27 protein-coding genes are annotated in these 22911 nt (G+C 64.0%); 5 read left to right on the top strand and 22 right to left on the bottom strand.

What is annotated here, in order from left to right:
• Positions 1-2: 2 nt before the first annotated feature.
• From HZZ16_RS02950 to HZZ16_RS02940, 3 genes are all read right to left on the bottom strand, one after another.
• Positions 3-224 carry a hypothetical protein gene (locus tag HZZ16_RS02950; RefSeq protein WP_007592399.1) on the bottom strand — a complete coding sequence of 74 codons (222 nt, stop codon included), beginning with the start codon at positions 222-224 and terminating at the stop codon, positions 3-5.
• Between the two features lie 113 nt (positions 225-337).
• On the bottom strand, positions 338-1156 hold the full coding sequence (locus HZZ16_RS02945; RefSeq protein ID WP_197946999.1) for a lytic murein transglycosylase: 819 nt from the start codon (positions 1154-1156) through the stop codon (positions 338-340).
• A 40-nt stretch (positions 1157-1196) separates the two neighbouring features.
• The gene (locus HZZ16_RS02940) at positions 1197-3050 is read right to left on the bottom strand and encodes a flavin-containing monooxygenase (RefSeq protein WP_197946998.1); all 1854 of its coding nucleotides are present in this window, start codon (positions 3048-3050) and stop codon (positions 1197-1199) included.
• A gap of 176 nt (positions 3051-3226) precedes the next feature.
• Here HZZ16_RS02940 and HZZ16_RS02935 point away from each other — a divergent pair, with 176 nt between their 5' ends.
• Positions 3227-4852, top strand: a complete 1626-nt coding sequence (locus HZZ16_RS02935) for a long-chain fatty acid--CoA ligase (protein ID WP_197946997.1) — start codon at positions 3227-3229, stop codon at positions 4850-4852.
• A 221-nt stretch (positions 4853-5073) separates the two neighbouring features.
• Here the strand turns inward: HZZ16_RS02935 and HZZ16_RS02930 are convergent, their stop codons facing one another.
• The 5 genes from HZZ16_RS02930 to HZZ16_RS02910 all read right to left on the bottom strand — a co-directional run bounded on the left by HZZ16_RS02930 (position 5074) and on the right by HZZ16_RS02910 (position 10273).
• Positions 5074-5982: an amino acid ABC transporter substrate-binding protein gene (locus HZZ16_RS02930; RefSeq protein ID WP_197946996.1), complete on the bottom strand. Its 909-nt coding sequence runs from the start codon at positions 5980-5982 to the stop codon at positions 5074-5076.
• Between the two features lie 136 nt (positions 5983-6118).
• Positions 6119-7552, bottom strand: coding sequence for an amidohydrolase family protein (locus HZZ16_RS02925; protein WP_197946995.1), 1434 nt, complete (start codon positions 7550-7552; stop codon positions 6119-6121).
• 16 nt (positions 7553-7568) lie between these two features.
• Positions 7569-8594 carry an ABC transporter substrate-binding protein gene (locus tag HZZ16_RS02920; RefSeq protein ID WP_197946994.1) on the bottom strand — a complete coding sequence of 342 codons (1026 nt, stop codon included), beginning with the start codon at positions 8592-8594 and terminating at the stop codon, positions 7569-7571.
• Between the two features lie 39 nt (positions 8595-8633).
• Complete coding sequence (locus tag HZZ16_RS02915) at positions 8634-9410, bottom strand: ABC transporter permease (protein ID WP_197946993.1); 777 nt, start codon at positions 9408-9410, stop codon at positions 8634-8636.
• Complete coding sequence (locus HZZ16_RS02910; RefSeq protein ID WP_197946992.1) at positions 9410-10273, bottom strand: ABC transporter ATP-binding protein; 864 nt, start codon at positions 10271-10273, stop codon at positions 9410-9412. Before HZZ16_RS02910 ends, HZZ16_RS02915 begins: the two co-directional genes overlap by 1 nt.
• A 188-nt stretch (positions 10274-10461) precedes the next feature.
• On the opposite strand from HZZ16_RS02910, the gene HZZ16_RS02905 reads away from it, so the two are divergent.
• The gene (locus HZZ16_RS02905) at positions 10462-11220 is read left to right on the top strand and encodes a GntR family transcriptional regulator (protein ID WP_197946991.1); all 759 of its coding nucleotides are present in this window, start codon (positions 10462-10464) and stop codon (positions 11218-11220) included.
• Here the strand turns inward: HZZ16_RS02905 and HZZ16_RS02900 are convergent.
• Positions 11217-11633, bottom strand: coding sequence for a nuclear transport factor 2-like protein (locus HZZ16_RS02900; RefSeq protein WP_197946990.1), 417 nt, complete (start codon positions 11631-11633; stop codon positions 11217-11219). The genes HZZ16_RS02905 and HZZ16_RS02900 overlap by 4 nt on opposite strands.
• Before the next feature lie 150 nt (positions 11634-11783).
• Between HZZ16_RS02900 and HZZ16_RS02895 the strand changes: the two genes are divergently transcribed.
• Both HZZ16_RS02895 and HZZ16_RS02890 read left to right on the top strand, forming a co-directional pair.
• A complete protein-coding gene (locus HZZ16_RS02895) occupies positions 11784-13019 on the top strand; it encodes an amidohydrolase family protein (RefSeq protein WP_197946989.1) in 1236 nt (411 codons plus the stop codon).
• Positions 13020-13216: 197 nt separating this feature from the next.
• Positions 13217-13540 (top strand): hypothetical protein, encoded by a 324-nt coding sequence (locus HZZ16_RS02890; RefSeq protein WP_311973637.1) that lies wholly within the window; start codon positions 13217-13219, stop codon positions 13538-13540.
• A gap of 101 nt (positions 13541-13641) precedes the next feature.
• Here the strand turns inward: HZZ16_RS02890 and HZZ16_RS02885 are convergent, their stop codons facing one another.
• The 7 genes from HZZ16_RS02885 to HZZ16_RS02855 form a co-directional block, all read right to left on the bottom strand.
• Positions 13642-14565 (bottom strand): DUF1932 domain-containing protein, encoded by a 924-nt coding sequence (locus tag HZZ16_RS02885; protein WP_197946988.1) that lies wholly within the window; start codon positions 14563-14565, stop codon positions 13642-13644.
• Positions 14565-15434 (bottom strand): substrate-binding domain-containing protein, encoded by an 870-nt coding sequence (locus HZZ16_RS02880; RefSeq protein WP_197946987.1) that lies wholly within the window; start codon positions 15432-15434, stop codon positions 14565-14567. Before HZZ16_RS02880 ends, HZZ16_RS02885 begins: the two co-directional genes overlap by 1 nt.
• Before the next feature lie 14 nt (positions 15435-15448).
• On the bottom strand, positions 15449-16132 hold the full coding sequence (locus HZZ16_RS02875) for a 4-carboxy-4-hydroxy-2-oxoadipate aldolase/oxaloacetate decarboxylase (protein WP_197946986.1): 684 nt from the start codon (positions 16130-16132) through the stop codon (positions 15449-15451).
• The gene (locus HZZ16_RS02870; protein ID WP_197946985.1) at positions 16129-16842 is read right to left on the bottom strand and encodes a PIG-L deacetylase family protein; all 714 of its coding nucleotides are present in this window, start codon (positions 16840-16842) and stop codon (positions 16129-16131) included. The genes HZZ16_RS02875 and HZZ16_RS02870 overlap by 4 nt, the downstream gene beginning before the upstream one ends.
• 73 nt (positions 16843-16915) lie before the next feature.
• Positions 16916-17800 carry an amidohydrolase family protein gene (locus HZZ16_RS02865; protein WP_197946984.1) on the bottom strand — a complete coding sequence of 295 codons (885 nt, stop codon included), beginning with the start codon at positions 17798-17800 and terminating at the stop codon, positions 16916-16918.
• Between the two features lie 31 nt (positions 17801-17831).
• Positions 17832-18542 (bottom strand): TetR/AcrR family transcriptional regulator, encoded by a 711-nt coding sequence (locus HZZ16_RS02860; RefSeq protein WP_197946983.1) that lies wholly within the window; start codon positions 18540-18542, stop codon positions 17832-17834.
• 165 nt (positions 18543-18707) lie between these two features.
• Positions 18708-19850 carry a mechanosensitive ion channel family protein gene (locus HZZ16_RS02855; protein WP_197946982.1) on the bottom strand — a complete coding sequence of 381 codons (1143 nt, stop codon included), beginning with the start codon at positions 19848-19850 and terminating at the stop codon, positions 18708-18710.
• Between the two features lie 125 nt (positions 19851-19975).
• Between HZZ16_RS02855 and HZZ16_RS02850 the strand changes: the two genes are divergently transcribed.
• Positions 19976-21226 (top strand): DUF763 domain-containing protein, encoded by a 1251-nt coding sequence (locus tag HZZ16_RS02850; protein ID WP_197946981.1) that lies wholly within the window; start codon positions 19976-19978, stop codon positions 21224-21226.
• 35 nt (positions 21227-21261) lie between these two features.
• On the opposite strand, the gene HZZ16_RS02845 is transcribed toward HZZ16_RS02850, so the two are convergent.
• Genes HZZ16_RS02845 through HZZ16_RS02820 form a run of 6 tightly spaced genes read right to left on the bottom strand, consistent with a single transcriptional unit; the run spans position 21262 to position 22911 of the window.
• Positions 21262-21504: a hypothetical protein gene (locus HZZ16_RS02845; protein ID WP_197946980.1), complete on the bottom strand. Its 243-nt coding sequence runs from the start codon at positions 21502-21504 to the stop codon at positions 21262-21264.
• Positions 21505-21537: 33 nt separating this feature from the next.
• Positions 21538-21801, bottom strand: a complete 264-nt coding sequence (locus HZZ16_RS02840) for a hypothetical protein (RefSeq protein WP_197946979.1) — start codon at positions 21799-21801, stop codon at positions 21538-21540.
• Between the two features lie 15 nt (positions 21802-21816).
• Positions 21817-22044 (bottom strand): hypothetical protein, encoded by a 228-nt coding sequence (locus HZZ16_RS02835; protein ID WP_197946978.1) that lies wholly within the window; start codon positions 22042-22044, stop codon positions 21817-21819.
• A gap of 1 nt (position 22045) precedes the next feature.
• Positions 22046-22246 (bottom strand): hypothetical protein, encoded by a 201-nt coding sequence (locus tag HZZ16_RS02830; RefSeq protein ID WP_197946977.1) that lies wholly within the window; start codon positions 22244-22246, stop codon positions 22046-22048.
• Between the two features lie 14 nt (positions 22247-22260).
• On the bottom strand, positions 22261-22446 hold the full coding sequence (locus HZZ16_RS02825) for a hypothetical protein (protein WP_197946976.1): 186 nt from the start codon (positions 22444-22446) through the stop codon (positions 22261-22263).
• A 36-nt stretch (positions 22447-22482) separates the two neighbouring features.
• Positions 22483-22911: a CBS domain-containing protein gene (locus tag HZZ16_RS02820; RefSeq protein WP_197946975.1), complete on the bottom strand. Its 429-nt coding sequence runs from the start codon at positions 22909-22911 to the stop codon at positions 22483-22485.

Genomic DNA, 22911 nt, shown 5'->3' with positions numbered 1-22911 from the left:
GATCAACCGCCGACCAGACGGGGATAGAACAGCGTTTCCTGCGCGGTCGGATCGAACGATCGGATGCGGGTCACTTCGCCGGGTCCGGTTCGAAGCGCGGCGGTGAAGCCCGCTCCGGTCAGCTCACGAAAGCGCCGTTCGGCTCGCGCCAGCGCTTCGGCATTGCCAGGATCAAACTCGTGGCGCGTATCGCCAGTCTGGTCCATCACGATCTGGGTAGCCATGTTGAGTCTCCTCATGCCCAGCCCTGAACTTGATCAAAGCAAACCTCGTGCCGTCGGTTCCAGAAGGCAACAACTTTCTCTTGCCTTCGCATCACACGTCGCTGAGCAAGAGCTCAGCGCGAGGCCGCAGCAGCCCCGCCCTCGTCGATCTGCCGGCCCATCAGCGCGATCGCCTTCTGGTACACGCCGGCGGCATTCCAGGCCTCGATCGCGGCGAAATTCGGCTCGCCCGGCTGGTATCCGGCTCCCGCGCGCCAGCCATGGGCTTTGAGGAAATTTGCCGTCGAGTTTAGCGCATTGGCCGCAACTTCGAGATTTCCGGTGCCGTAGGCCAGAATGTTCTTGGGCATGAATTGGGTCTGGCCGACCTCGCCATGCATGGAGCCGCGGGTCGATCCCGACAGCGTACCGCGGTCGATCAGCTTCAGGGCGGCATAGAGCTGGTCGGTGAAGAATTCGGGACGGCGGCAGTCATAAGCGAGGGTCGCGATCGACGACAGCATGTTCTGGTTGCCGCGCTGGCTGCCGAAGCCGGTCTCCATGCCCCAGATCGCGATCAGCGGCCCGGGCGGGACGCCGTAGCGCTGCTGGATCGAGGCGAACAAGGCGGCCTGCGACTGCTTGAGCTGCCGGCCCTTGGCGACGATGGTGGTGGCGCCGCGCTTGGCCAGGAACTGGTCGAGCGTCAGCGAAAAGCTGCGCTGGCCGCGGTCGGCCGCGATCGTGGCGCTGGCATAGTTCGTCTGCATCAGCGCCGACAGCGCGGTGGGGCCGATGCCCTTGGCTTGCGCCTCCGCGCTGAACTCGCGCTTCCAGGCCTCGAAACCGGCCGGCGAGCTACCGCATTGCGCGGCCTCGGCGGAGGATGCCAGGCAAGCGAGCAGCGTCATTGCGCCAAGAACCGCTCCCGCAACAGCCCTGCCCCTGATCATGCCCGACCTCTCCTGTCCTGTACCGCTCGGCGGCACAATCTTACCCGGCAGAACGCGCCGACTCCATGGCCTGATCATAGGACAATTCGAGGCCTTCCAGCCTGCCCTCCTTGCGCCATTTGTCGAGCAGCCGCAGGAATGCCACCGGCCCGCGCCAATATTGGCTGTTTCTTGCCGCGATCGGATCGAACACACCTTCGTTGTTGTAGTAGCCCGGCGTGCATTCGGCGAGATAGGTCTGTCGGCCGAGCGCGGCCTTGACGACCTCCTCGACCCAGGCATTCTCGGCGGCAAGCGTCGGCTCCAGGGTGCGTGCGTTGCACGCGCGCGCCTGCTTGATGACATAGGCGATGTGCTGCGACTGCTCATCGATGATGTGCGGAAAATTGGCGCTCTGGCCGGCCTGCACGGTGACGATCAAGAAGCAGTTCGGAAAGCCGCGACTGTAGAAACCGTGCAGCGTCTTGACGCCGTCCCGCCAGCGCTCGGACAGGCTCATGCCGTCGCGGCCATAGACCTCGAAGCCCATGCGGCGAGCGTAATCGGTGCCGACCTCGAAGCCGCTGGCATAGATCAGGCAGTCGAGCTCGTAGGCCCTGCCGCCAGCGACGACGGCATGCTCGGTGATGCGTTCGACGCCCTTCCCCCCGGTATCGACGAGATGCACGTTGGGACGGTTGAAGGTGTCGAGATATTCGTCGTGGAAGCACGGCCGCTTACAGAACGCCTTGTACCAGGGCTTGAGCGCAGCCGCGGTCGCCTCGTCCTTGACCACCGTGTCGACGCGGGCGCGGATCTCCTCCATCTTGCGGTAGTCGGCCTGCTCGATCACCTTCAGCGCCTCCTCCAGCGAGGTCACCGGCTGCGGTTGCCGGCGCGGTGCCAGCAGGATCTCGCCGAGCAGGCCCGTCCAGCCGTCCTGCACCAGGTCCTGCTCGAACGGCTCGCCTGAAATCACGGCCGTAAAATTGTCCATGCGCTCGCGCTGCCAGCCTGGCTTGAGGCTCTGCGCCCAGGCCGGGTCCGTCGGACGATCATCGCGAACCCCGATCGCGGACGGCGTTCGCTGGAACACATAGAGCTCCTTTGCCGAGCGGCCGAGATGCGGCACGCACTGCACGGCGGTGGCGCCGGTGCCGATGATGCCAACGCGCTTGTCGGCAAGACCGGTCAGGCCGCCGTCGGCATTGCCGCCGGTGTAGCCGTAATCCCAACGACTGGTATGAAAGCTGTGACCTCTGAACGTCTCGATGCCGGGAATGCCTGGCAGCTTCGGACGGCTGAGCGGTCCACCGGCGAGGATAACGAAGCGGGCGCGGATCTGATCGCCCCGATCGGTCTCGACCAGCCAACGCGCCTCATGCTCCTGCCAGGTCATCCGCGAGATGACGGTCTGAAACAGCGCGCGCTCGTACAGCCCGAAATGCCGACCGATGCGGCGCGAGTGCTCGTAGATCTCCGGCGCCCTAGCATATTTGCGCACCGGCATGTAGCCGGTCTCTTCCAGCAGCGGCAGATAGATATAGCTCTCGGTATCGCAGGCGGCGCCGGGATAACGATTCCAGTACCAGGTGCCGCCGAAGTCGGCGGCCTTTTCCACGATACGAAAATCCGCGATGCCGGCCTCGCGCAACCGCGCGCCACACAAGAGGCCGCCGAAGCCACCGCCGACGATGAGCACTTCGGTCGCTTCGCTGATAGCCGCGCGCGCAAATCCGGGATCAGCCCAGGGGTCGTCGAGATAACGGCCGAACTCGCCCGCGACCTCGACATACTGCGCCTTGCCCTCGGCGCGCAGACGGCGGTCGCGCTCGTCGCGATAGCGGGCACGGAGAGCGGAAATATCAACCGTAGAAGCGCCGCTTGCATCGGTCTTGTGTCTTTCCGCTGACATTCGATTCCTCCGCGCATGCTGCCTCGCCGACAGCTCACCGCACGTTAGCGCCGAAAAAGCGCGGCATGCAATCAGGCTCTTTGTTTTTTACGTGAACGCTGCATGACGTTCCGCTAACCTCAAGCGCAAATCACGATCCTACGCCATGCAACGACATGGCTATCCGGAGGGAAACCATGCAGGGATTGATGATGGACATGCCGCTGCTGATCAGCGGCCTGATCCAATACGCGGCCGATTATCATGGCGAAGCCGAGATCGTCGCACGCGAGATCGAGGGCGACATCCATCGCTACACCTATGCCGACGCGCATCCGCGCATCAAGCGCATGGCGCTGGCGCTGAAGCGGCTCGGGATGAAGCAAGGCGACCGCGTCGGAACGCTGGCCTGGAATACGCACCGGCATTTCGAGATGTTCTACGCCGCGCCAGGCATGGGCTACGTGCTGCACACCGTCAATCCCAGGCTGTTTCCCGAGCAGCTCGTCTACATCATCAACCATGCCGAGGACCGCCTGCTCTTCATCGACCGCGCCACGCTGCCGATCGTGGAGGCGATCGCGCCGCAGCTGAAGACGGTCGAGGCCTATGTCGTGATGTCCTCGCGCGAGCGGATGCCGGAGACGAAGCTCGCGAACGTCCATTGCTACGAAGAGCTTCTGAACAAGGAGAGCGATGCCGGCTTCGCCTGGCCGGAGTTCGACGAGAAGTCCGCCTCCACGATCTGCTACACTTCGGGTACGACGGGCAATCCCAAGGGCGTGATCTATTCGCACCGCGCCGCGATCCTGCAAACCATGACCTGCTGCAATTTCGACTTCCTGCCGGGACACGTCGAAGGCGTGCGCGAGGTGATGATGCCGATGGCGCCGCTCTTCCACGGCAATGGCTGGAACATGCCGTTCACCGCGCCCTATACCGGCTCCAAGCTGGTGCTGCCCGGCCGCAACTACGAGCCGGACAAGCTCTATGAATTGCTGGAAGGTGAGAAGGTGACGTTGTCGGCGGGCGTGCCGAGCTTCTGGCTGATCCTGCTCGACTGGCTCGGGCGGACCGGCAACAAATTCTCGGCCTTGCGCGCGACGCTGTCATCGGGCTCGGCCCCGCCGCGCGCGATGGTCGAGAAGCTCAAGCGCGAGTACAATGTCGACTACATCCAGGCCTGGGGCATGACCGAGGCGCTGGGCTGCTCGATGCCCGGCCTGCGGCCTGGCTCGGAGCATCTCAGCGAGAAGGAGAAATTCGACCGCCGCCAGGTCTCGGGCCGCGCCTGTTTCGGCACGCATTTGCGCATCGTCGACGACGCCGGCGTCGAGCTGCCGCGCGACGGCAAGACCGTCGGGCATTTGCGCGCCCGCGGGCCCTGGGTCGCCTCCGGCTACATGAAGCTGGAGGAAGGCCTCGACCGCGACGGCTGGCTGATCACCGGCGACATGGCCGTGATCGACCCACAAGGCCACGTCACGCTGACCGATCGCTCCAAGGACGTGATCAAGTCCGGCGGCGAGTGGATCTCCTCGATCCAGCTCGAGGACATCGCACTGTCCCACCCCGACGTGCTGCAAGCGGCCGTTGTCGCCATCAGCCACGAGAAATGGCAGGAGCGTCCCCTGCTCCTCGTCGTCCGCAAGAAGGGAGCGACCGTCGATGGAAAGACGCTGCTCGAACACATGCGTCCGAAGATCGCGAGCTGGTGGCTGCCGGACGCCGTCGAATTCCTCGACGAATTCCCGATGACCGGCACCGGCAAGGTGCTGAAATCGGCGCTGCGCGAGCGCTTCAGGGAGTACAGGGTCGCATAACGCCCGAAGATCCGCCCGTCGTTCTTCCCTTCTCCCCTTGTGGGAGAAGGTGGCGCGAAGCGCCGGATGAGGGGTCTCTCTCCGCACGGCAAGCGCGGAGACAGACCCCTCACCCGAGCGAGCTTGGGTCTACCAGCGGAGCTGCCCTCTCCCACAAGGGGAGAGGGCACAGCGATGTGCAGCGCGAAGCCGGCGATCTGCTGGCGCTTCGGGCCCGCGCCTCAGTTCACCGCGTAGACATCGGGATCGGCACTGGAGCTCGGTTTCTTGAAGGCGTTGCGCAAAGCCGGCGACATCGGGACGTTATAGTTGAGGCCGTTCGGCGGCGTCGGCGATTGCAGCCACTTCTTGTAGAGCACCTCGATCTCCGGGCTGGCATAAAGCTCCGCGGTGGCGCGGTCGGCGAGCGCCTTGAATGGCGCATCCTCCCGCCGCAGCATGATGCCGTAGGGCTCGGGCTTGGAGAAAGCCTCCTCGCTGATCATGTAAGCCTGCGGCTCCTTCGACCGTGCGATCGCGACCGCGAGTTGGACGTCGTCGAGCGCGTAGGCCTGGGCACGGTCGGTCTCCAGCAGCAGGAAGGCCTCGGCCTGGTCCTTGGCCGGCATGATGTTGATGCCGAGATTGCGCTCGGTGTTGACCTTGGCGAGCTGCGTCAGGTTGACGGATCCCGCAACTGCCGTGACCGCCTTGCCCTTGAGATCGTCGATGGTCTTGATGTTCGCCGCCTTCCGGGCCGCGAACCGCGTCGCGCTGAGGAAATGCGTGTTGGTGAAGGCGACCTGCTTTTGGCGGTCGGCATTGTTGGTGGTCGCCGAGCAATGCAGGTCAAGCGTGCCGTTGACCATCAAGGGGATCCGGTTCGAGGACGTCACCGCGACGGTCTCGACCGAAATGTCTGGCATGCCGAGTTGCTTCTTCACGGCATCGACGATACGGAGGCAGATATCCATGGCAAAGCCGACCGGCTTCTGGTTGCCGTCGAGATAGCTGAAGGGCACCGAGGCCTCCTGATAGCCCAGCGTGATCTTCTTGGTCTCCTTCACCTTCTGAAGCGTGCCCGTGAGCTCTTCGGCCGAAGCTGCACCGGCAAGACATGTCAGGGCCAGGAGAATGGTCGGTAGGCGCATCAGGGGCTCCTCGAAGGGGAATGGTGTCGAGCTATCGCGGAGCTGATAGCCGACAGGTCGGTCAAGCGCCAGACCAGGCTGCGTCTACCTGCTATCGCTGTTTGATATATATTCCTCCGCGACGCGCATCGGCGCGTCACTCGCAGGTCAACTGCTGCTCGAACCAGCCGCTCAGCCGATCCGACAGGGACGGCCACGTTCGCCTGAAGCCATCGAGCTTGCCGACATTAGCGCGGTACATCGCCTGCAATTCCCGCTCGACCGCCGGCAGGTCGACGCCAACGCAGACCCCCTCCCGCGCGATTGTCCGGCCGGCGACGACGACCTCCTTCACCAGGGACGCGTTGCCACGCGCAAACAGCAGCGCCATGGGATCGACCGGCATGATCTGGTCTCGATCGAGCCGATCGAGATCGATCACGACGTAGTCGGCCGGATTGCCCGCGGCGAGCTCACCATTCCCAGGCGCGCCGGTCGCATGGCGCCCGTTGCGGATGGCGAGCGAAAACATCTCGGCCGGCGTCCATGTCGCCTTGAAGCCGAGGCCGCCATGGACCATCTGCACCAGCCGCATCTCGCGCAAAATGTCGTCATCCTCGTCCAGCGCCAGGCCGTCGACGCCGACGGCGATGGCGCAGCCGCATCCGTGCGCGGCGGCGATCGGGGCGAGGCCCGAGCGCAGATGCATGTTCGAGCTGAAATTGGTGACGATGCGCGCGCCGGAGGCCGCGATCATCTCGAGCTCTTCGGGCCGGGCGTGGATGCAATGCGCCAGCGTCAGCCGCTCGGAAAGAAAGCCGACGTCGCGAAGCCAGCGCACCATGTCCGGAAAGTGCTGGTCGGCCCAGGCGCGCTGGTACACCGTTTCCAACAGATGCATGTGAATGCGCCGGCCGGTCCGCGCGGAATGTTCCGCCACCGCCTCCAGCAGCGGCTTGGAGCACCATTGCACGCCGGCTGGCCCGAGCTGCACGTCGATCATCGGCCCGGCGATGGCCGTGCCAATCGCGTCGGTCAGCTCGATATAGGCCTTCGGCGATAGCGGCGCGCGAACGAAGAGATCCTCGATGGTCTTGCGATCGTCGCCGGGAAGCCCTGAAAGCACCGGCTCGGCATCGCCGTAGACGACGGGATTCTGGTCACGCACCGCCAATGCAAACGCGATGCGGATGCCGACGTCGGATGCGGCTTTCGCGATGGCCTTGGCCTCGTCGACCAACGGCAGCGTCCCGCTCGGGCGCGTGTAATGGACCATCATCGCCGCGCAGCCCGCCCTGGCGGAACGGGCCAATGCCGAGACGGCTGTCAGATAGGGATCGACCGGCGAGCCCAGCGCGGTGCGTAGAATCCAGCTTTCCAGGGGCATGCCGACCGCGCCGAAGGACGACGCCGTGGCGCGGGCATGATCATGTGCGTTGACGAAGGCGGGGATGACGAAGGAGCGAGGTCCCGGCCCCGCTCCTTCCGAAATTTCGGTGATGAAGCCGTCGCCGTGCCGCAGCACGACGTTATCGCTGACGCCACGGTCAGGGCCACGGAACAGGCAGGCTGCCGAAATCTCCGTGGCCATGGCTGTCCCTCCAAGTTCAGTTGGCGGTATATACCAGCTCCCGCTCCGCGCGCGGCGGCAGGAATTCGCGCGAGAACACCTCTGCCGGCGTCGGCGCGCGGGCGAGCTGATAGCCCTCGACCACGATGCCGATGGCGCGGGTCATGCGATCGTCCTTGATGTCGCCGATGCCGATCTCCTTCATCTCCGGCGAGACGATCAGCTTCTCGAAGGAATATTGCAGCCGGCGCTTCTCCACCTCGGCGTTGATGAGATTGTCGTAGTTCAGTGCCGCCTTCATGCCGGCATTCTGGTCCTTGGCGACCGCGATAGCGCCCTTGTTGATGGCGCGCACCAGGCCCGCGACGGCCTTCGGGTTCGAGGCGATCAGCTTGCGGGAGACCATCACGCCGTTGGAATAGAGATCGAGGCCATATTCACCGAACGAGAACCATTTGAAGTCCTTGTCCGGATCCTGGCGGTTGAGCACCAGGTTGAAATAGCTCGTGATGTTGAACACGAGGGCGGCATCGATGTCGCCCTTGATCAGCATCGGCTCCTGCAGATTTGGCGCCATGTTGGAGATCTTGATCTTCTCGCCGTCGAGCCCGTTCTTGCGGGTGAACACCGGCAACAGGCGCGTCGTCGGCGTGCCCTGCGCACCGCCGAGCGTGTGGCCTTCGAAATCCTTGATGGTGTTGATGCCGCTGCTCTTCTTGGCAACGATCGCAAACGGCGGCTGGTTCCACATCATGTAGACCATGACGGGCGCCTCCTGCGGCTTGGTCGAGGCGTTCTGGATGATGGCGTTGACGTCGCCGAAGCCCGCGTCGTAGGCCCCGGACATCACGCGCGTGACGGTGGCGCCGGAGCCCTCGCCCTGATCGATGATGACGTTGAGACCTTCTTCTTTGAAGAAGCCGTTGTCCTTGGCATAGAAGAAGGCGGCGTCGCTGCCCTGGGTTTTCCAGCCCAGCGTGAACTTGATCGTTGTCTCCTGCGCCGTGACGGCACCGGCGGACAGCGTCAATCCCAGCAGCGCGGCGGTTACTTTCCTCAACATCGAGATCTCCTCAGCTTCGTTGCGTGACGGTTTTGGAAATCAGGTGGCGATCACGTCGTTCTTGCGCGTGGCCCAGCCGGTGACCTGCCCTTCGATCAGCGAGAAAACGACGTAGAGGGCCACGCCGAGCCCGGCGAGCACGAACAACCCCGCGAACACCAGCGGCACATTGAAATTGGAGGACGCGGTCATCATGACGTTGCCGATGCCGCGGTTGGAGGCGACGGTCTCCGACAGCACCGCGCCGACGAAGGCATAGGAGATCGCCACCTTCAGCGAAGCAAAGAAGAACGGCATGGTTCTGGGCAGACCGACATTCCAGAGGATGTCGAGCTTGCTGGCGCCGAGCGCTTTCAAGACGTCCTCGAGTTCAGGCTCGGTGGTGGCAAGGCCCGTCGCGATATTGACAACGATCGGGAAGAAGCAGATCGACAGCGCGGTCAGCACCGCCGGCACGGTGCCGGAGCCGAACCACAGCACGAAGATCGGCACCACCGCGACCTTGGGAATCGAGGAGAAGCCGATCAACAGTGGATAGCAGGTGTCGTAGGCCGTCTTCGAGACGCCGATGATCGCACCGAGGGCGACGCCGAACGCGACGCCAAGCACGAAACCGAACATGGTGGTGGCGAGCGTCTGCACGATATGCGGCCACAGCACCGGGAAGCGTTGGACCAGCGTCACGAACACCTGCGAGGGTCGCGGCAGCACCAGGTCGGACATGCCGGTCATGAGGCAGAACAGCTCCCAGGCGACGAAGAACAGCACGATCAGCCCCGCCGACCACGCCTTCTGCCTGATATCGATCCCGAACATCAGCCTGCCCCCTGATCAACCGCGCTGCGCGCATCCTCGATGAAGGCGCGCAGCTTCTGGTTCAGCGCGACGAAATCCGGCTCGAACGTCATCGCCACGGTGCGCGGCCGCGCGTACGCGACGCGGCTGTCGTCGAGGATGCGGCCGGGACGCGCGCTCATCACGCAGATACGGCTGGCAAGGAATCCCGCCTCGCGCAGATCGTGCGTGACCAGCAGCACGGTCGGCTTGTGCGTGATCCAGAGGGTCTGGAGGATCGCCCACAGCTCCTCGCGGGTGAACTGGTCGAGCGCGCCGAAGGGTTCGTCCAGCAGCAGCATGCGCGGCTCGTGGATCAACGCGCGGCACAGATTGGCGCGCTGGAGCATGCCGCCGGAGAGCTGCCAGGGATAGCGATTACCAAACCCTTTGAGGCCGACCTGCTCCAGCAGGGCATTGGCTTTGTCGCGGAATTCGGTCTTGCGCAGCCTGCGGTAGTTCGAGCGGAACGGCTCGACGATCTTCAGCGGCAGCATGATATTCCGCTCGATCGTCATCCACGGCAGCATGGTCGGGTTTTGAAAGGCCATGCCGACCCGCATCGCCCGCGCCGCCACCTCGCGGCCGCCGACGATCACGACGCCGCTGGTCGGCTGAACCAGGCCGCTGACGAGACGCAAGATGGTCGATTTGCCGCATCCGGACGGGCCGACCAATGCGACAAACTCGCCGTCGGCGATCTTGAGCGTGGTCTTCGACAAAGCAGGCACGGCGCGGTCGCCGCGCCCGAAGGTCACCGAGGCCTCGGACAACTCGATGGCGGTCGCCGCGGAGCCTTCGGGAATAGGCCGACCGTCGAACTGGGCGTTGGGTTGCATGCGCATCACAGGAAAAGTGCATGCAAGCTGGATGCCAGTGGTCGGGCCCCGCAAAATCAATGACCTAGCCGAAAACCTGCGCCAAACCGCCGGATTCGATTTAGGCAATCCGAGAGCCAAACTGCATGCAATTGAAGCGCTGAATCGATGCGGGCCTGTGCTAAAGAGAGATGTCACTCCTATGGGATTCGCCGATGGCGGCGCACGTCAGCAGCAAGACTTCTGAGTCGTCGGACAAGGTCAGCGTGATCTGCCGCGCGCTCCGGCGTGCCATCATCGAGCAGGCGCTGGAGCCCGGCGCCAAACTGCCGGAGGACGCGCTCGGCGAGCGCTTCGGCGTCAGCCGCACGATTGCCCGTCATGCGCTGGGCCAACTCGCCGCCGAAGGCCTCGTCGAGCTCCGCCGCAACCGGATCGCCGTGGTGGCGACGCCGAGCTGGCAGGAGGCGCGCGATGCCTTCGACATCCGCATCGAGCTCGAACGCCTCGTCGTGCGCCAGCTCGCGGGCAAGCTGACCAAGGCGCAGATCGCCGAGCTGAACGCCCATGTCGATGCCGAGGATCGCGCCCGCGGCGGCACCGATGCGGTGTCGATCCGACTCGCGACCGAATTCCACATCCTGCTCGCCCACATGACGAACAGCCCGATCCTGGTGCGCTATGTCAGCGAGGTCGCCTATCGCTGCTGCCTGACGCTGTCGCTGTACAGCCGGCCGCATTCCACCGAATGCGCCATCAACGAGCACCGCGCCATCATCGCAGCGCTGGCCAAGGGCGATGCGGCCAAGGTGATGGAATTGATGCATCATCACCTGGATTCCGTGGCAAATCGTGCGCTGGTCGCTCCCACTCCACAGCGCGGCCGCGATCTGCTCGACATCCTCGCACCCTATGCGGACGAGGTGACGAGCAATCGGGTGATCAAGCTGCCGAAGCTGGCTCGACGGAGTTAGGCCTCGATCCCGCGCTGAACGAGGATGCGCTCAGCACTATCGTTCCAGACGTCCATCTTCACGATCTGCCCGCCCCTCACGACGAAGCGATCGACGTAGCGGTTGCCTTCGAACGGCGTGCCGTCCATCCACTCGCCATAGAGCGTGCCGACGCTGTAGACGATGGTCTCGTCCGCGCCCGGACAGACGTCGAACCGGTCCATCTTCTTCTTGACCCAACGATAGCGCTTCGCGTTCAAGCCGGTCGGCCCGCGCGGATGGTCGAACGCGCGCCCGCCGGTGAACGTGATCACCGTGCCCGGCTTCATATAGGCCGCAGCGGCGTCGGGATCCGGTATCATCGAGGCGGTGAGATAGGCTTCAACAATCTCGGCGTCAGTCATCGGGCGCTCCGCTTTTGCGGGAGTAGACATCGCGAGGTTCTCTCCGGATGCCGCTATTTTACAATTCGGCGCTCAAAGTGCATGCACATTTTTTGGACAATCGAACCTCAGCACTGCACACAATCTGGAGCTGCCCGCGCCTACGGCTTCCGCTAGGTTGCCACAGCTGAATCCAACGCCATGACCAGCCAAACCGCCTTCGACCTGATCTTCCGCAACGCGCTGTTGCGCTCTTCCGCCGCACCTGTCGATATCGGCGTGAAGGACGGCCGTATCGCCGCGATCGCGCCAAAGCTGGCCTGCGAGGCCGCCGAAGTTGACGTCGACGGGCACCTTGCCCTGCCCGGTTTCGTCGACACCCATATCCATCTCGACAAGGCCTGCCTGCTCGGCCGCTGTGGGCATGACCACGGGAGCGTCTCGGAGGCGATCCGCGCCGTCGCCGCGATGAAGAAGGATTTCACGATCGAGGACGTCTACGCACGCGGCGCCAGAGTGCTCGAACGCGCCATCGTCAACGGCACGACGCGCATGCGCACCCATGTCGAGATCGACCCACGCATCGGCCTGCGCGGCTTCGAAGCGGTCAAGGCGCTGAAGCACGATTACGCCTGGGCGATCGATCTCGAGCTCTGCGTCTTTCCACAGGAAGGCCTCACCAACGATCCCGGAGCCGAGGAGCTGCTGATCCAGGCGCTCCGCGAGGGTGGTGGAGCGATCGGTGGCTGTCCCTACATGGACACCGACCCGAACGCGCACCTTGCGCGCATCTTCGATCTTGCCCAGGAATTTGACGTCGACGTCGACCTCCATCTCGACTTCGATCTCGATCCCTCCTGGTGGCACCTCGACGAGGTCTGCCGCCAGACCGAGCAGCGCAAGTACGGCGGACGAGTCGCGATCGGCCATGCGACAAAACTGTCGGCGTTGCCGCCGGACCGGATGAAGGCGGCCACCGCGCAACTGGCAAGATCAGGCGTTGCGGTCACCGTCCTGCCCGCGACCGATCTCTATCTGATGGGGCGCGAGGCCACGCACAACGCGCCGCGTGGGCTGACCCTCGCCCACAAGCTTGCCGGCGACGGCGTGCTCTGCTCGGTCGCGACCAACAACGTGCTCAATCCCTTCACGCCGTTCGGCGATGCCTCGCTGCTGCGGATGGCGAACTTCTACGCCAATGTCGCACACGCCTCGGTGAGCGACTTCGAGACCTGCCTTGATCTCGTGACCGAGCTGCCGGCCCGGCTGATGAACCTCGCCGACTACGGCATCAAGGTCGGCAATCCCGCCGATCTGATCGTGCTCGATACCAAGAACAGCCGATTCGCCATCGCCGAGCTGCCCGACGTCCTGATGGGCTTCAAGGGCGGCCGGCAAACATTCGCGCGACCGCGGCCGACGCTGTTCAAGAGCTGAAAGCGTTTCGCGGCCGACATTCCGGGAATTGCGCGCACAACCCGGTTGGCCGCGGAGCCACGGCAGTTTGATTTTACCGCCGGTTCGCACCCGCTCGAGTTCGGTAGAATCCCGGACCGTAACCGAACGCATTGCGACGCAGGCCACGCCCGCCATAACTACGACGTGCACTGACCATCTGCGTTCAGTGGGGAGGTATGAGTCTGTTCAGCGCATTCAGCAGCATCGATGATTCCGTCCAGGCCCGAACACCGATCGATACGGCGGTGAAGCGGCTGGACGGCATCGGCCACGTTCTCTCGGGTCTCGATATCTCGGGCATCCAGACGCAGGCCGACGTGAACCGTACGCTCTGGACGCTCGATGCCGCCAGCAAGTGCGTTCGCGCCGTGCTGGCGGAGTTTCGCACCCAGCCGGCCACCGAGCAGCTCGTCCGTAAATCCCGCAATCTGATCGATCTGATCGAACGTGCGCGCGACCAAGTCGTGAGCTTCGAATCCCGCGACCCGGCCCTGAGCTGACTAAAGCGCGATGCGATCAGGATGAATCGTCATCGCGCTTTAGGTTATTGTTTGAGCATGATCTTTTCGGAAAACCGCTACACACTTTTCCGGATCATGCTCTATTTCGTGCGATTGATCCTGGCGAGGATCCGGTCCGCCTCGATGCGCCAATCCACGCTGCGGGCGAACTCTCTGCTGCCCCTGATGCCGAACAGCCCTTCATCGGCGAGATCAGCCATCCAGGCCTGCCGCTCCGCCGTGCCTTGCGCCGACCACGGCGTCAGGCCCGCTTCGCGCACGGTCTCGGCGACCTCGCGCACCTCTTCGGCCCGGCGGCGGCCGTGCTCGATCACGCGCTGGAAGCAATAGGCCCCCTGCTGTTCCCAATCGATGCCGGGGAACGTTTCCGCAAGCGAAGCCAGCACCGCATCCTCGACGCCATAGGCGCGCGCGGTCGTGAAGCTCTCGATGACCATGGCCTCCAGGCCCTTGATCATGATGCTGCGGCACATCTTGACGGCCGAGGACACGCCGAGCTTGTCGCTGGCCACCTTTGCGGCAAAGCCGATCGCGTTCAGCAGCGGCTCGAGCTCTCTCGCGCCGGGCCCGCCGAGCAGCAAAGGCACTTTGATGCGATACGGCGGCACCGAGGTCATCACCGCGCCCTCGACATAGCGCCCGGCTGCCCCATCGATCAGCGCCGCCGCGCGCTGCTTGGCACCGGGAGAGGCCGAGTTGAAATCGAGGAACCAGGTGCCCTGGTTGATCGCGCTCGCACAGGCCTTTGCGACGGGGACGGCCTGGCTCGCGGTGACTGCCGAGATGATAAAATCGGATCTCGCGGTCAGCTCAGCGTGAGAGGTTGCAAGAGCGACACCGAATTTCGCCGCATGCTCCTTCAGCGCCGCGCCCTGCTCGCCACCGAGCTTGATGTCGTAGGCTGAGACCTTGATGTCCTGCTCGCGCAAATCCTCGGCCAGAATCCTACCGACCTCGCCATAGCCGACCAGCCCGATCTGCCAGCGCCTGGGATCACCTGCCATCAGTTTAGTCCCCGTGTCGTCTCGTCGAAGAGCTCCTCGACGGCATAGCGGTGCGGGATCAGCGCCTGCTGGAATGCGTAGTCGACGATCAGCTCGAGCGGTTTTCTGTTGGCCTCGATCCCGAACGGAACGAGGTCGGGCGTTGGCACGGGCCCTGCCTGCGCCTTGTTCCGCTTCAGCAGATCATAAACGCCCGCGACCACGTCGGGGCGCGATTTCGCTAGGCTCTCGGTCACGACCACGAGATGATTGACCGGCACCACGCCGCGCCGCGCGTACCATCTGGCGGCCTCCGCGGCCGGATCGGGAAACAGCGGCTTCAGCTTGGGATCATCGGAGGTCTCGCCGAGCACGGCATCGAGCTCGCCGTCGCGCAGCATTTGTAGGATCTTCTTGTCCTTCGGCGCGCGCTCCGTGGTGTCGACATATTCGGCGACATGCGGATCCTCGAACGTGATCCAGCGAATCTTGTCGAGATCGACGCCGTAGTCGTTGGCGAGGATGCCCCTGATCCAGGCGCCCGTCGTGGTCGTGAAGGAGCGGATGCCGACGCGCTTGCCTTCGAGATCCCTCGGCCCGAGCGTCCGATGCGCAGGATTATAGAGAGCGTAGGAATGCTGGAAGCGGCCGAGCATGGTCGCCGGCAGCAGCACCAGCGGCTGACCGTGCGCCTTAGCCATCAGATAGGTGACGATCGCCATCTCGCAGACGTCGAAGGCCTGCTCGCGCACCATCGGCTTGAACGCCGTATTGGTCGGCGTGTACTCGACGAAGTCGAGATCGAAGAGGTCGGAGCGGAGTTCGCCGCTCTTCACCGCCTTGACGTGAGGGTGGCTGCCGAGCACGGCCTTCAGCTTGAGACGATCCATCCGTCCGCTCACCTTCAGAGGTCCTCGGGCGTGTCGACATAGACGAGGCCCGCTTTCGCCAGGGCCTCGCGCATGTTGTACATGTCGAGGCCGAGCTCGCCCGAGGCGAGCCGCTTACGCTTGCCGCCTTCATCCGCGGTGCGCTTCTTCGCCTTCTCCGCGACTTCGGCCACATCGCGTTTCGACACCACCACGACACCATCATCGTCGGCGACAACGATGTCGCCGGGATCGACATTGACGCCGGCACAGACCACGGGGACGTTGACCGAGCCGAGCGTGGCTTTCACAGTGCCCTTGGCCGAGACCGCGCGCGACCACACCGGAAATTTCATCTCGTGCAGCGCTTTGACGTCGCGGCAGCCGGCATCAATGATCAGCCCCTGTACGCCGCGTGCCTGAAGCGAGGTCGCGAGCAATTCGCCGAACATGCCATCGGTATTGTCAGTGGTGCAGCCGACAACCAGAATGTCGCCCTTGCGACACTGCTCGACGGCGACATGGATCATCCAGTTGTCGCCGGGCTGCGCCAGCACGGTGACCGCAGGACCGGCGATCGACGCACCCGCCCAGACCGGGCGCAAGTAAGGCTTCATCAGGCCGATGCGGCCGTAAGCCTCGTGCACAGTCGAGACGCCGAATTCAGCCATGCCGGCGGGATCGCCACGTTTGATGTTGCGAACGACGACCGGTTTCATGCGAGCTCCTCCGCCACGGTCGGAAACAGGCGCTGATAGGCCTCGCCATAGGTCATGGGAACGCCGGTGTTGCGGCTGCCCTGAATGCCGCGGTTGAGCGCGACACGCTCGTAATAGCCCCAGAGATGCTTTTGCGCAGCGAGAATCTGGAACGCCTCGTACTTCTCTTTCCAGACCTCGTCGATCTTGAGAATGGTGTCCGGCTTGTAATTGCATTGCTCGGGCTGGTGTGGCTCGAACAGGAACACCGGCGGGGCCGAATATTTGTATTGCGCGCCGGGCTTGTGGCCCATGGCCTGCGCGACCACACGTGTCTCCTGCGCGAAATGCGCCGCGTTCGGATGATCGAAATTATAGGGGTCTTCCAGCGCATGGGTCAGGACGAAGCTCGGATTGAGCTCGCGGTAGATGTCGACCATGCGGTCGAAATGTGCTTCCGTCAGCTTCAGCGGATAATCGCCGCAATCGAAGAACTCGATTTCGGCGCCAAGCAGCTTGGCCGCCCGCTCCGCCTCGTCCTTGCGGCCGGCCTTGACTGTTTCAAGCGTCGCGCCCTTCTCCTTCCAGGCGAACTGGCTCTCGCCGCGTTCGCCGAAGGAGAGGCAGACGATCTTCATCCGATAGCCCTTCTTCGCGTGCAGTGCGATGGCGCCGCCGGCGCGCCAGACGAAATCGCCGGGATGGGCGGTGACGACGAGGCCTGTTGTCATGGGCTACTCCTTTCGCTCGTATGCATGCGTCCACAGTGCATGTCCACGCAGCGTGTCGATCGCGATGACGTCGTCACGTCTCGAACCCGAACAGGCGCGCGGGATTGTCGACCAAAATCTTGGTCTGAAGCTCCGGCTCCGGTGCGAACAGCGGGATCAAATCGACGAGATCGCCGTCGTTCGGCATCACCTTGACGTTGGGGTGCGGCCAATCCGTGCCCCAGATGACGCGATCCGGCGCGGTCTCGACGATCTTTCGCGCGAACGGCACCGCATCGGTGAACGGCGGACCGGCCGAGGAGACGCGCTCCGAGCCGCAGATCTTTACCCAGCACTTCTCGTCGCGCTGCATCAGCTCGATCAGGATCTTGAACGGGAGTTGGTCGAGCCCGTCCGCCGCCTTTACCCGGCCCATATGGTCGATGGTGTAAGTCAGCGGCAGCCTTGTCAGCATGTCGGCATATTCGGGCAGATCGATCGCATCGAAATGCAGGTCGACGTGCCAGCCGAGCGGCGTGACCAACGCGACGATGCGGTCGAACACGCGCTTGTCGGGGACACCGCCGAGATGGCGCACGAAATTGAAGCGGCAGCCGCAAAAACCACCCTCGTGCAGCACGCGCAGGTCGCGCTCGGTGATGGTATCGTCGATGTTGGCGACGGCCCGGTAGGCGCCATTGCTCTCAGCGATGGCATCGAGCGCCACCCTGTTGTCGGTGCCGTGCACGCTGGCATTGACGATGACGGCGCGCTCCACGCCGAGCTTGGCATGCAGCGCGCGAAAATCCTCCAGCGGTGCATCCGGCGGTGTGTAGGAGCGATCCGGCGCGTAAGGATATTTCGCGCCGGGCCCGAAGATGTGGCAATGCGCGTCGCACGACTGCCTCGGCAGCCTGAACTTCGGCGTGCGCGTGTTCGGATCGGGCGGCGGAATGGTCGGCGTGTACATCATCGTCATGAGGTGAACCGCCGAAGCGAGACCGCGTGCTTCACGCCTTGCTGCCGACAAGCGGCCGGCGCCGCGCCGGCGTGGCCTGATCCAGCGCGGGCGCCTGGAAGGCGGCGACGGTGGCCTGCACCAATTGCTCGATGGCGCTGGCGGCATCGCTGCCGTCGGCCTCGCCGCGCGACAGGCGCGACACGCGCTCCGGCGTCACCAGCGAATAATAAAGTGCACCGAGCAGGAAATGGCTGCGCCAGACGATGTCCGTGCGCGGAATGTGCGGCAGGCTCTCGTGCACTGCGTCGATGAAGGCGTGGCTGGTGTCGTCGAAGGTCTGCGCGATGATCTTTCGCGCGACCTCGTTACCTTCCGCCGACATCACTGCGCGCAGCCGCGTGAAACGCGCCCCGCCGCCGGCGAGATCGCTGCCCGAGGTGAAAGCCGGCACCACATAGGCGCGAACGATCGCCTCCAGCCGGTCCTGGAGATCGCGCACGCGCTTTGCGGCGGCGAGCAGCTCGGAACGGCGCAGATTCATCGGCCCGCAATGGCGCCGGTAGATCTCCAGCAGCAAACCGTCCTTGGTCTTGAAATGATAGGTCACGCTGCCCGGATTCGCCCCGGCAGCCAGCGCAATGTCGCGTACCGATACGGCGTTGAAGCCGTTGGTGGCGAACAGCTCCTCCGCAGCAGCGAGGATCGCCTCGCGCATGTTCGGCTTGCGGGCCGCTTCCTTGCTGGTGGGCTTGCGTACCATGTGATTTGTACTATCGTACAAAAGATCAGGTCTCGTCAACAAGAACGTGGTGACGGCAGGACGGCGCAGGCGGGTCAGCGCCGTCTCGGAAGACGAGGCGTGCGCGGCAGGCCGCCGCCATCGGTCGGATGCGATCGCCTGGCCCGGCAAGAAGGTCAACGCCGTTCAGTTAGTGGCGCTCGCCCGCATCTTTTCCGGCGGTGCGGGACGCGGTTTGAAATCGCCATGTTCGTTTCCCGACGGGATCAGGATGGCGCGTTCGCGCGGCAGCGCCTCCGGCATCTCGTCGCGGATGAAGGCGATGAGCTTCTCCCTGATCTCGCAGCGCAGGTCCCACGACTGCGGTGCGTTCCTGGCGCTGACCAGCGCGCGAAGCTCGATGGTGCGCGCATCGGCATCGATCACCTGGAGATTAACGACCTCCCCGTCCCACAGCTTCGACTGCTTCACCGCCTCCTCCAGCCAGCGCCGGATGCGCGAGACGTCGGCGCGATAATCGACATGCAGCGCGACGACGCCGATGAGGGATGCGGTATCGCGCGTCCAGTTCTGGAACGGCTTTTCGATGAAGTAGGACAGCGGCACCACCATGCGGCGCCAGTCCCACAGCCGGATCACGACATAGGTCGAGGCGATGTCCTCGACCCAACCCCATTCGTTCTCGATGATTACGGCATCTTCGATGCGGATCGGCTGGGTGATCGCGATCTGCAGGCCGGCGATCAGATTGCTCAGCAGCGGGCGCGCGGCAAGACCGACGATGATACCGGCGGCGCCTGCGGAGGCGAACAGGCTAACGCCGTATTGCCTCACCGAATCGAACGTCATCAGCGCGGCGGAGACCGTGATGATGACGATGATGGTGTCTGTGACGCGCTTGAACACGCGCACCTGCGTGACGTGCTTGCGCGCGATGAAATTCTCGGTGACATCGCCAAAGTTCTGTAAGTAGCGCGCCGCGCTCATGTCGACGATCCGGATCGAGATCCAGCCGATCAGCGCTATGAAGGCCACGACGAACAGCCGCGTCAGGGGGGTGCGGATCATGTCGTCCAGCGGTGCCAGCGGCAGCACCATTGCGACGGCGGCAAGGCAGAGCGCCATCTTCGCGGGCCCTGCCGTACGCGCGATGAACACGCTCAGCAGTGGAAGGCGCGTTCCGAAAGCGCGGTTGAGCAGCCATGTGGCGATCCGGTAGGCGAGCAGGGCGAGAAGGATTGCACCGGCAATCAGGCTGAGGCCGATGAACCATGACGGTATCCAGCCGAACATCCCGTCGATGTCGGCCATGAGGGCCTGCCAATCCATGGATTGTCCCCATCATTGCATTCACGCAACCCGCACAACGCCTCCCGGCCGGCTTCGCTCCCCCGCCTCATGCAATGCAGCATCCCGCAGGTGCAATAGTCGTTGAGCTGCGCTAGCTTGGCGGCATGACTCGACGTACCGGCAGCGCCGATCTTCCTCTTCACACCGGGCGGGTTCCGCCCTGGCTGGCAAGCCGCATGTCCTCTCTCGGAGCGATCGTCACCCAGGCGATCGTGCATCATTACGGCCGCGACGCATTTCTGCAGCGCCTGTCGCACCCATTCTGGTTCCAATCGTTTGGCGCCGTGATGGGAATGGACTGGCATTCGTCCGGCATCACCACCTCGGTGATCGGCGCACTGAAGCGCGGGCTCGGACCGCTTCAGGACGAGCTCGGAATTTACGTCTGCGGCGGCCGAGGTCAGCATTCGCGCAAGACGCCGGACGAGCTGTTGCAGCTTGGCGACCGCGTCGGATTCGACGGCGTCAAGCTGACCCGGGCTAGCCGTCTGGTGGCCAAGGTCGACAGTGCCGCGGTCCAGGACGGCTTCGACCTTTACCTGCACGGCTTCTTCGTGACCACTGAGGGCAAATGGACGGTGGTGCAGCAGGGCATGAACGGCGACAAGCGGCAGGCGCGGCGCTATCACTGGCACTCCGAGGCCCTGAAGAGCTTTGTCGATGCGCCGCACAGCGCAATCGACGGGCCGCAGCAGGGGGAGATCGTCAATCTCACCGATCATCGCGCCGACATCTCTCGGACGGCACAGCTCGAGCTGTTGAGCGACCTCGGTCCGGATCGCATCGTCTCCGAATTCGAACGGCTCACGGGGACCCCGTCCACGCCGGCACAAGGCATGCTGCCGCATCTGATCATGCCCGAGCATCATGATGTGCGGCCGAAGGACGTGTTCGCGCGCCGCCTGCACGGCACGCTCGCCGCCGCAGCCGAGCGCGGCCCGGTGGATTTTCCGGAGCTGCTGCTGACGCCGGGCGTCGGCGCGCGCACGGTGCGCTCGCTGGCCATGGTCGCCGAGGTCGTGCACGGCGCGCCCTATCGCTTCACCGACCCCGCGCGTTTCTCGCTCGCCCATGGCGGCAAGGACCGGCATCCCTACCCCGTTCCGATCAAGGTCTATGACGAGACCATCCGGGTGCTGAAGGGCGCGATCCAGAGCGCAAAGCTCGGACGCGACGAGGAGATGCAGGCGATCAAGCGCCTCGACGACCAGGCACGGCGGTTGGAGCGGACCACTGGCGGCCCTTCCGTAGAGGCCTACATCGCCGGCGAGCGCGCCGCCTCGCCCGCTCTCGACGGCCGCTCGGTGTTCGGCTGGGAGCGTGACCTTGCGCCCACAAAAAAGCGGACCGGCTGAACACCGGTCCGCAAGTTGGCGGGAGGAACGCCCTCTCAGGTCTTGTCGGCCTCCGGCTTCTCATCGAGCCGGTTTGCTGCGTGGTCCTGATATTGTTCGGTCTGGATGGACTTGCCGTCCATGCCACGAATGTCCGAATGCTGTTTCTTGTCTCGGTTGGACAGGACCATGTTGTCGCCGATCATGTCCTTCGGCACGTCGGTCAATCCGCCGGTGCCGTCCCCCTTGCCATGCATGCCCGATCTGAAGTGCGTCTTGCTGCCGTGCCCACCAGGCATCCGTCTCTCCTCTTGCAATGACCTTCCGATGAATCAGTGCTTCTGTTGCGCCGTCGTCGGTTTGGGCGGCTTGTGGCCGCTCTGGCCGGGATCGTTGTGCTTGTTGTGATCGCTTTCCTGGTTGAGGCCGCCGCGGCTCACTGGAAACTCGCTGTGACGAGCTTCGGGGTTGGCACGATGGACGCGCGTGTCTTCCGGGTTATGACCGGCGGCCTGCTCGAGCTCTCGCGCATCCGGAACATCGGGCTTCCGCTCGAGGATGCGCACCTGCTGTTCGTGAGTCTTCTTGCCCTGCATTCTGGGCCTCCAATCTTACCGGCCTCTTCGGGGCGAACCGCTCCGCGCGACGTCCTTGTCGATACCACCACCGATGTTCACGTCGTTCTCGACGTCGCCTTCGATCGTGTTCTCGCCCAAGACGTCCTCGAGGTCGTCAGGCGAAACGCCTGCCATGTTCGCTCCTTTCGATCCGCCGATCAGGGGATTATCACGGATGTCCTTTTCGGTCGGCGCGTACAGCTTGGGTTGCTTGTTGGTCATGTCACCTGCCTCCGCCCTTTCCGGCCTCGTCGTGTGTGTGATGGGAATCGCGTTCTCCACCGCCGCCCGAAATCCGGCTGTGGCTGCGCTGCGGATCGTCAGCCGGCGGCTTCTTTACCTCCAGTGGCGCCTTGGCGTTCTCATGCGACGCGCCGGGTCCGCCCTGACGAATGCTGTTTGGTGTCTTGGTGGATGTCGACATGAATGCCGTCCTCCTCAACGATCTTGCTGATAGCCTTGATTGGTCGTGTTCTGCTTGATGTTGCCCTGCTGTCCCTGCTGGTCCGGATTCTGCACACGCCGCTGACCGTGCGGCGTCTGGTCTGCTCGGACCTGCTTGTTGTCACCAGTTCCCTTCGGGCTTTGGTTGGCGTCCGGGACGGGTGGCATCTTGCTAGCCATGAGAACCTCCTTCTGGAACGTGACGCCGTGAGGCAGTCACTGCCGCTCCCGCGCAGCGGGTGCGGAGATGTCCTTCAATGCGTCTTGCGCGCACTCGTCGTCTGTCCTGCTGATGTCTGCGAGCGCAACGACGCCGACCAGGCGCTTCTGGCGGTTGATCACCGGCAGACGCCGGATCTGGTGCGTGGCCATCACCTGTGAAGCGCCTTCCACATCGTCGTCTTCAAAACAATAACAAACGCCCTTGGACATCACTTCGCGTACCGACGTGTTGCCCGGCGAGCGTTCCTCGGCGACCGCGCGCGTGACGATGTCCCTGTCCGTGATCATGCCGATAAGGCGATCGTTCTCGCCCACCGGCAAGGCTCCGACATCGTCGTCGCGCATCCAGCGAGAGGCTTCCCGTATGGTCATGTTGGGATCGGCAATGTGGACGGATGGTGTCATGATCTCGCGAACTTGCAT

Source organism: Bradyrhizobium glycinis, from assembly GCF_016031655.1.
Classification (GTDB): domain Bacteria; phylum Pseudomonadota; class Alphaproteobacteria; order Rhizobiales; family Xanthobacteraceae; genus Bradyrhizobium; species Bradyrhizobium glycinis.
Note: the sequence above shows the minus strand (reverse complement) of the source record. Positions and strands in the feature narration are given on the sequence as shown.

Coding starts and splice junctions, on each gene's coding strand:
- HZZ16_RS02950 (WP_007592399.1), bottom strand. CDS start 224: ATGGCTACCCAGATCGTGATGGACCAGACTGGCGATACGCGCCACGAG.
- HZZ16_RS02945 (WP_197946999.1), bottom strand. CDS start 1,156: ATGATCAGGGGCAGGGCTGTTGCGGGAGCGGTTCTTGGCGCAATGACG.
- HZZ16_RS02940 (WP_197946998.1), bottom strand. CDS start 3,050: ATGTCAGCGGAAAGACACAAGACCGATGCAAGCGGCGCTTCTACGGTT.
- HZZ16_RS02935 (WP_197946997.1), top strand. CDS start 3,227: ATGCAGGGATTGATGATGGACATGCCGCTGCTGATCAGCGGCCTGATC.
- HZZ16_RS02930 (WP_197946996.1), bottom strand. CDS start 5,982: ATGCGCCTACCGACCATTCTCCTGGCCCTGACATGTCTTGCCGGTGCA.
- HZZ16_RS02925 (WP_197946995.1), bottom strand. CDS start 7,552: ATGGCCACGGAGATTTCGGCAGCCTGCCTGTTCCGTGGCCCTGACCGT.
- HZZ16_RS02920 (WP_197946994.1), bottom strand. CDS start 8,594: ATGTTGAGGAAAGTAACCGCCGCGCTGCTGGGATTGACGCTGTCCGCC.
- HZZ16_RS02915 (WP_197946993.1), bottom strand. CDS start 9,410: ATGTTCGGGATCGATATCAGGCAGAAGGCGTGGTCGGCGGGGCTGATC.
- HZZ16_RS02910 (WP_197946992.1), bottom strand. CDS start 10,273: ATGCGCATGCAACCCAACGCCCAGTTCGACGGTCGGCCTATTCCCGAA.
- HZZ16_RS02905 (WP_197946991.1), top strand. CDS start 10,462: ATGGCGGCGCACGTCAGCAGCAAGACTTCTGAGTCGTCGGACAAGGTC.
- HZZ16_RS02900 (WP_197946990.1), bottom strand. CDS start 11,633: ATGTCTACTCCCGCAAAAGCGGAGCGCCCGATGACTGACGCCGAGATT.
- HZZ16_RS02895 (WP_197946989.1), top strand. CDS start 11,784: ATGACCAGCCAAACCGCCTTCGACCTGATCTTCCGCAACGCGCTGTTG.
- HZZ16_RS02890 (WP_311973637.1), top strand. CDS start 13,217: ATGAGTCTGTTCAGCGCATTCAGCAGCATCGATGATTCCGTCCAGGCC.
- HZZ16_RS02885 (WP_197946988.1), bottom strand. CDS start 14,565: ATGGCAGGTGATCCCAGGCGCTGGCAGATCGGGCTGGTCGGCTATGGC.
- HZZ16_RS02880 (WP_197946987.1), bottom strand. CDS start 15,434: ATGGATCGTCTCAAGCTGAAGGCCGTGCTCGGCAGCCACCCTCACGTC.
- HZZ16_RS02875 (WP_197946986.1), bottom strand. CDS start 16,132: ATGAAACCGGTCGTCGTTCGCAACATCAAACGTGGCGATCCCGCCGGC.
- HZZ16_RS02870 (WP_197946985.1), bottom strand. CDS start 16,842: ATGACAACAGGCCTCGTCGTCACCGCCCATCCCGGCGATTTCGTCTGG.
- HZZ16_RS02865 (WP_197946984.1), bottom strand. CDS start 17,800: ATGACGATGATGTACACGCCGACCATTCCGCCGCCCGATCCGAACACG.
- HZZ16_RS02860 (WP_197946983.1), bottom strand. CDS start 18,542: ATGGTACGCAAGCCCACCAGCAAGGAAGCGGCCCGCAAGCCGAACATG.
- HZZ16_RS02855 (WP_197946982.1), bottom strand. CDS start 19,850: ATGGATTGGCAGGCCCTCATGGCCGACATCGACGGGATGTTCGGCTGG.
- HZZ16_RS02850 (WP_197946981.1), top strand. CDS start 19,976: ATGACTCGACGTACCGGCAGCGCCGATCTTCCTCTTCACACCGGGCGG.
- HZZ16_RS02845 (WP_197946980.1), bottom strand. CDS start 21,504: ATGCCTGGTGGGCACGGCAGCAAGACGCACTTCAGATCGGGCATGCAT.
- HZZ16_RS02840 (WP_197946979.1), bottom strand. CDS start 21,801: ATGCAGGGCAAGAAGACTCACGAACAGCAGGTGCGCATCCTCGAGCGG.
- HZZ16_RS02835 (WP_197946978.1), bottom strand. CDS start 22,044: ATGACCAACAAGCAACCCAAGCTGTACGCGCCGACCGAAAAGGACATC.
- HZZ16_RS02830 (WP_197946977.1), bottom strand. CDS start 22,246: ATGTCGACATCCACCAAGACACCAAACAGCATTCGTCAGGGCGGACCC.
- HZZ16_RS02825 (WP_197946976.1), bottom strand. CDS start 22,446: ATGGCTAGCAAGATGCCACCCGTCCCGGACGCCAACCAAAGCCCGAAG.
- HZZ16_RS02820 (WP_197946975.1), bottom strand. CDS start 22,911: ATGCAAGTTCGCGAGATCATGACACCATCCGTCCACATTGCCGATCCC.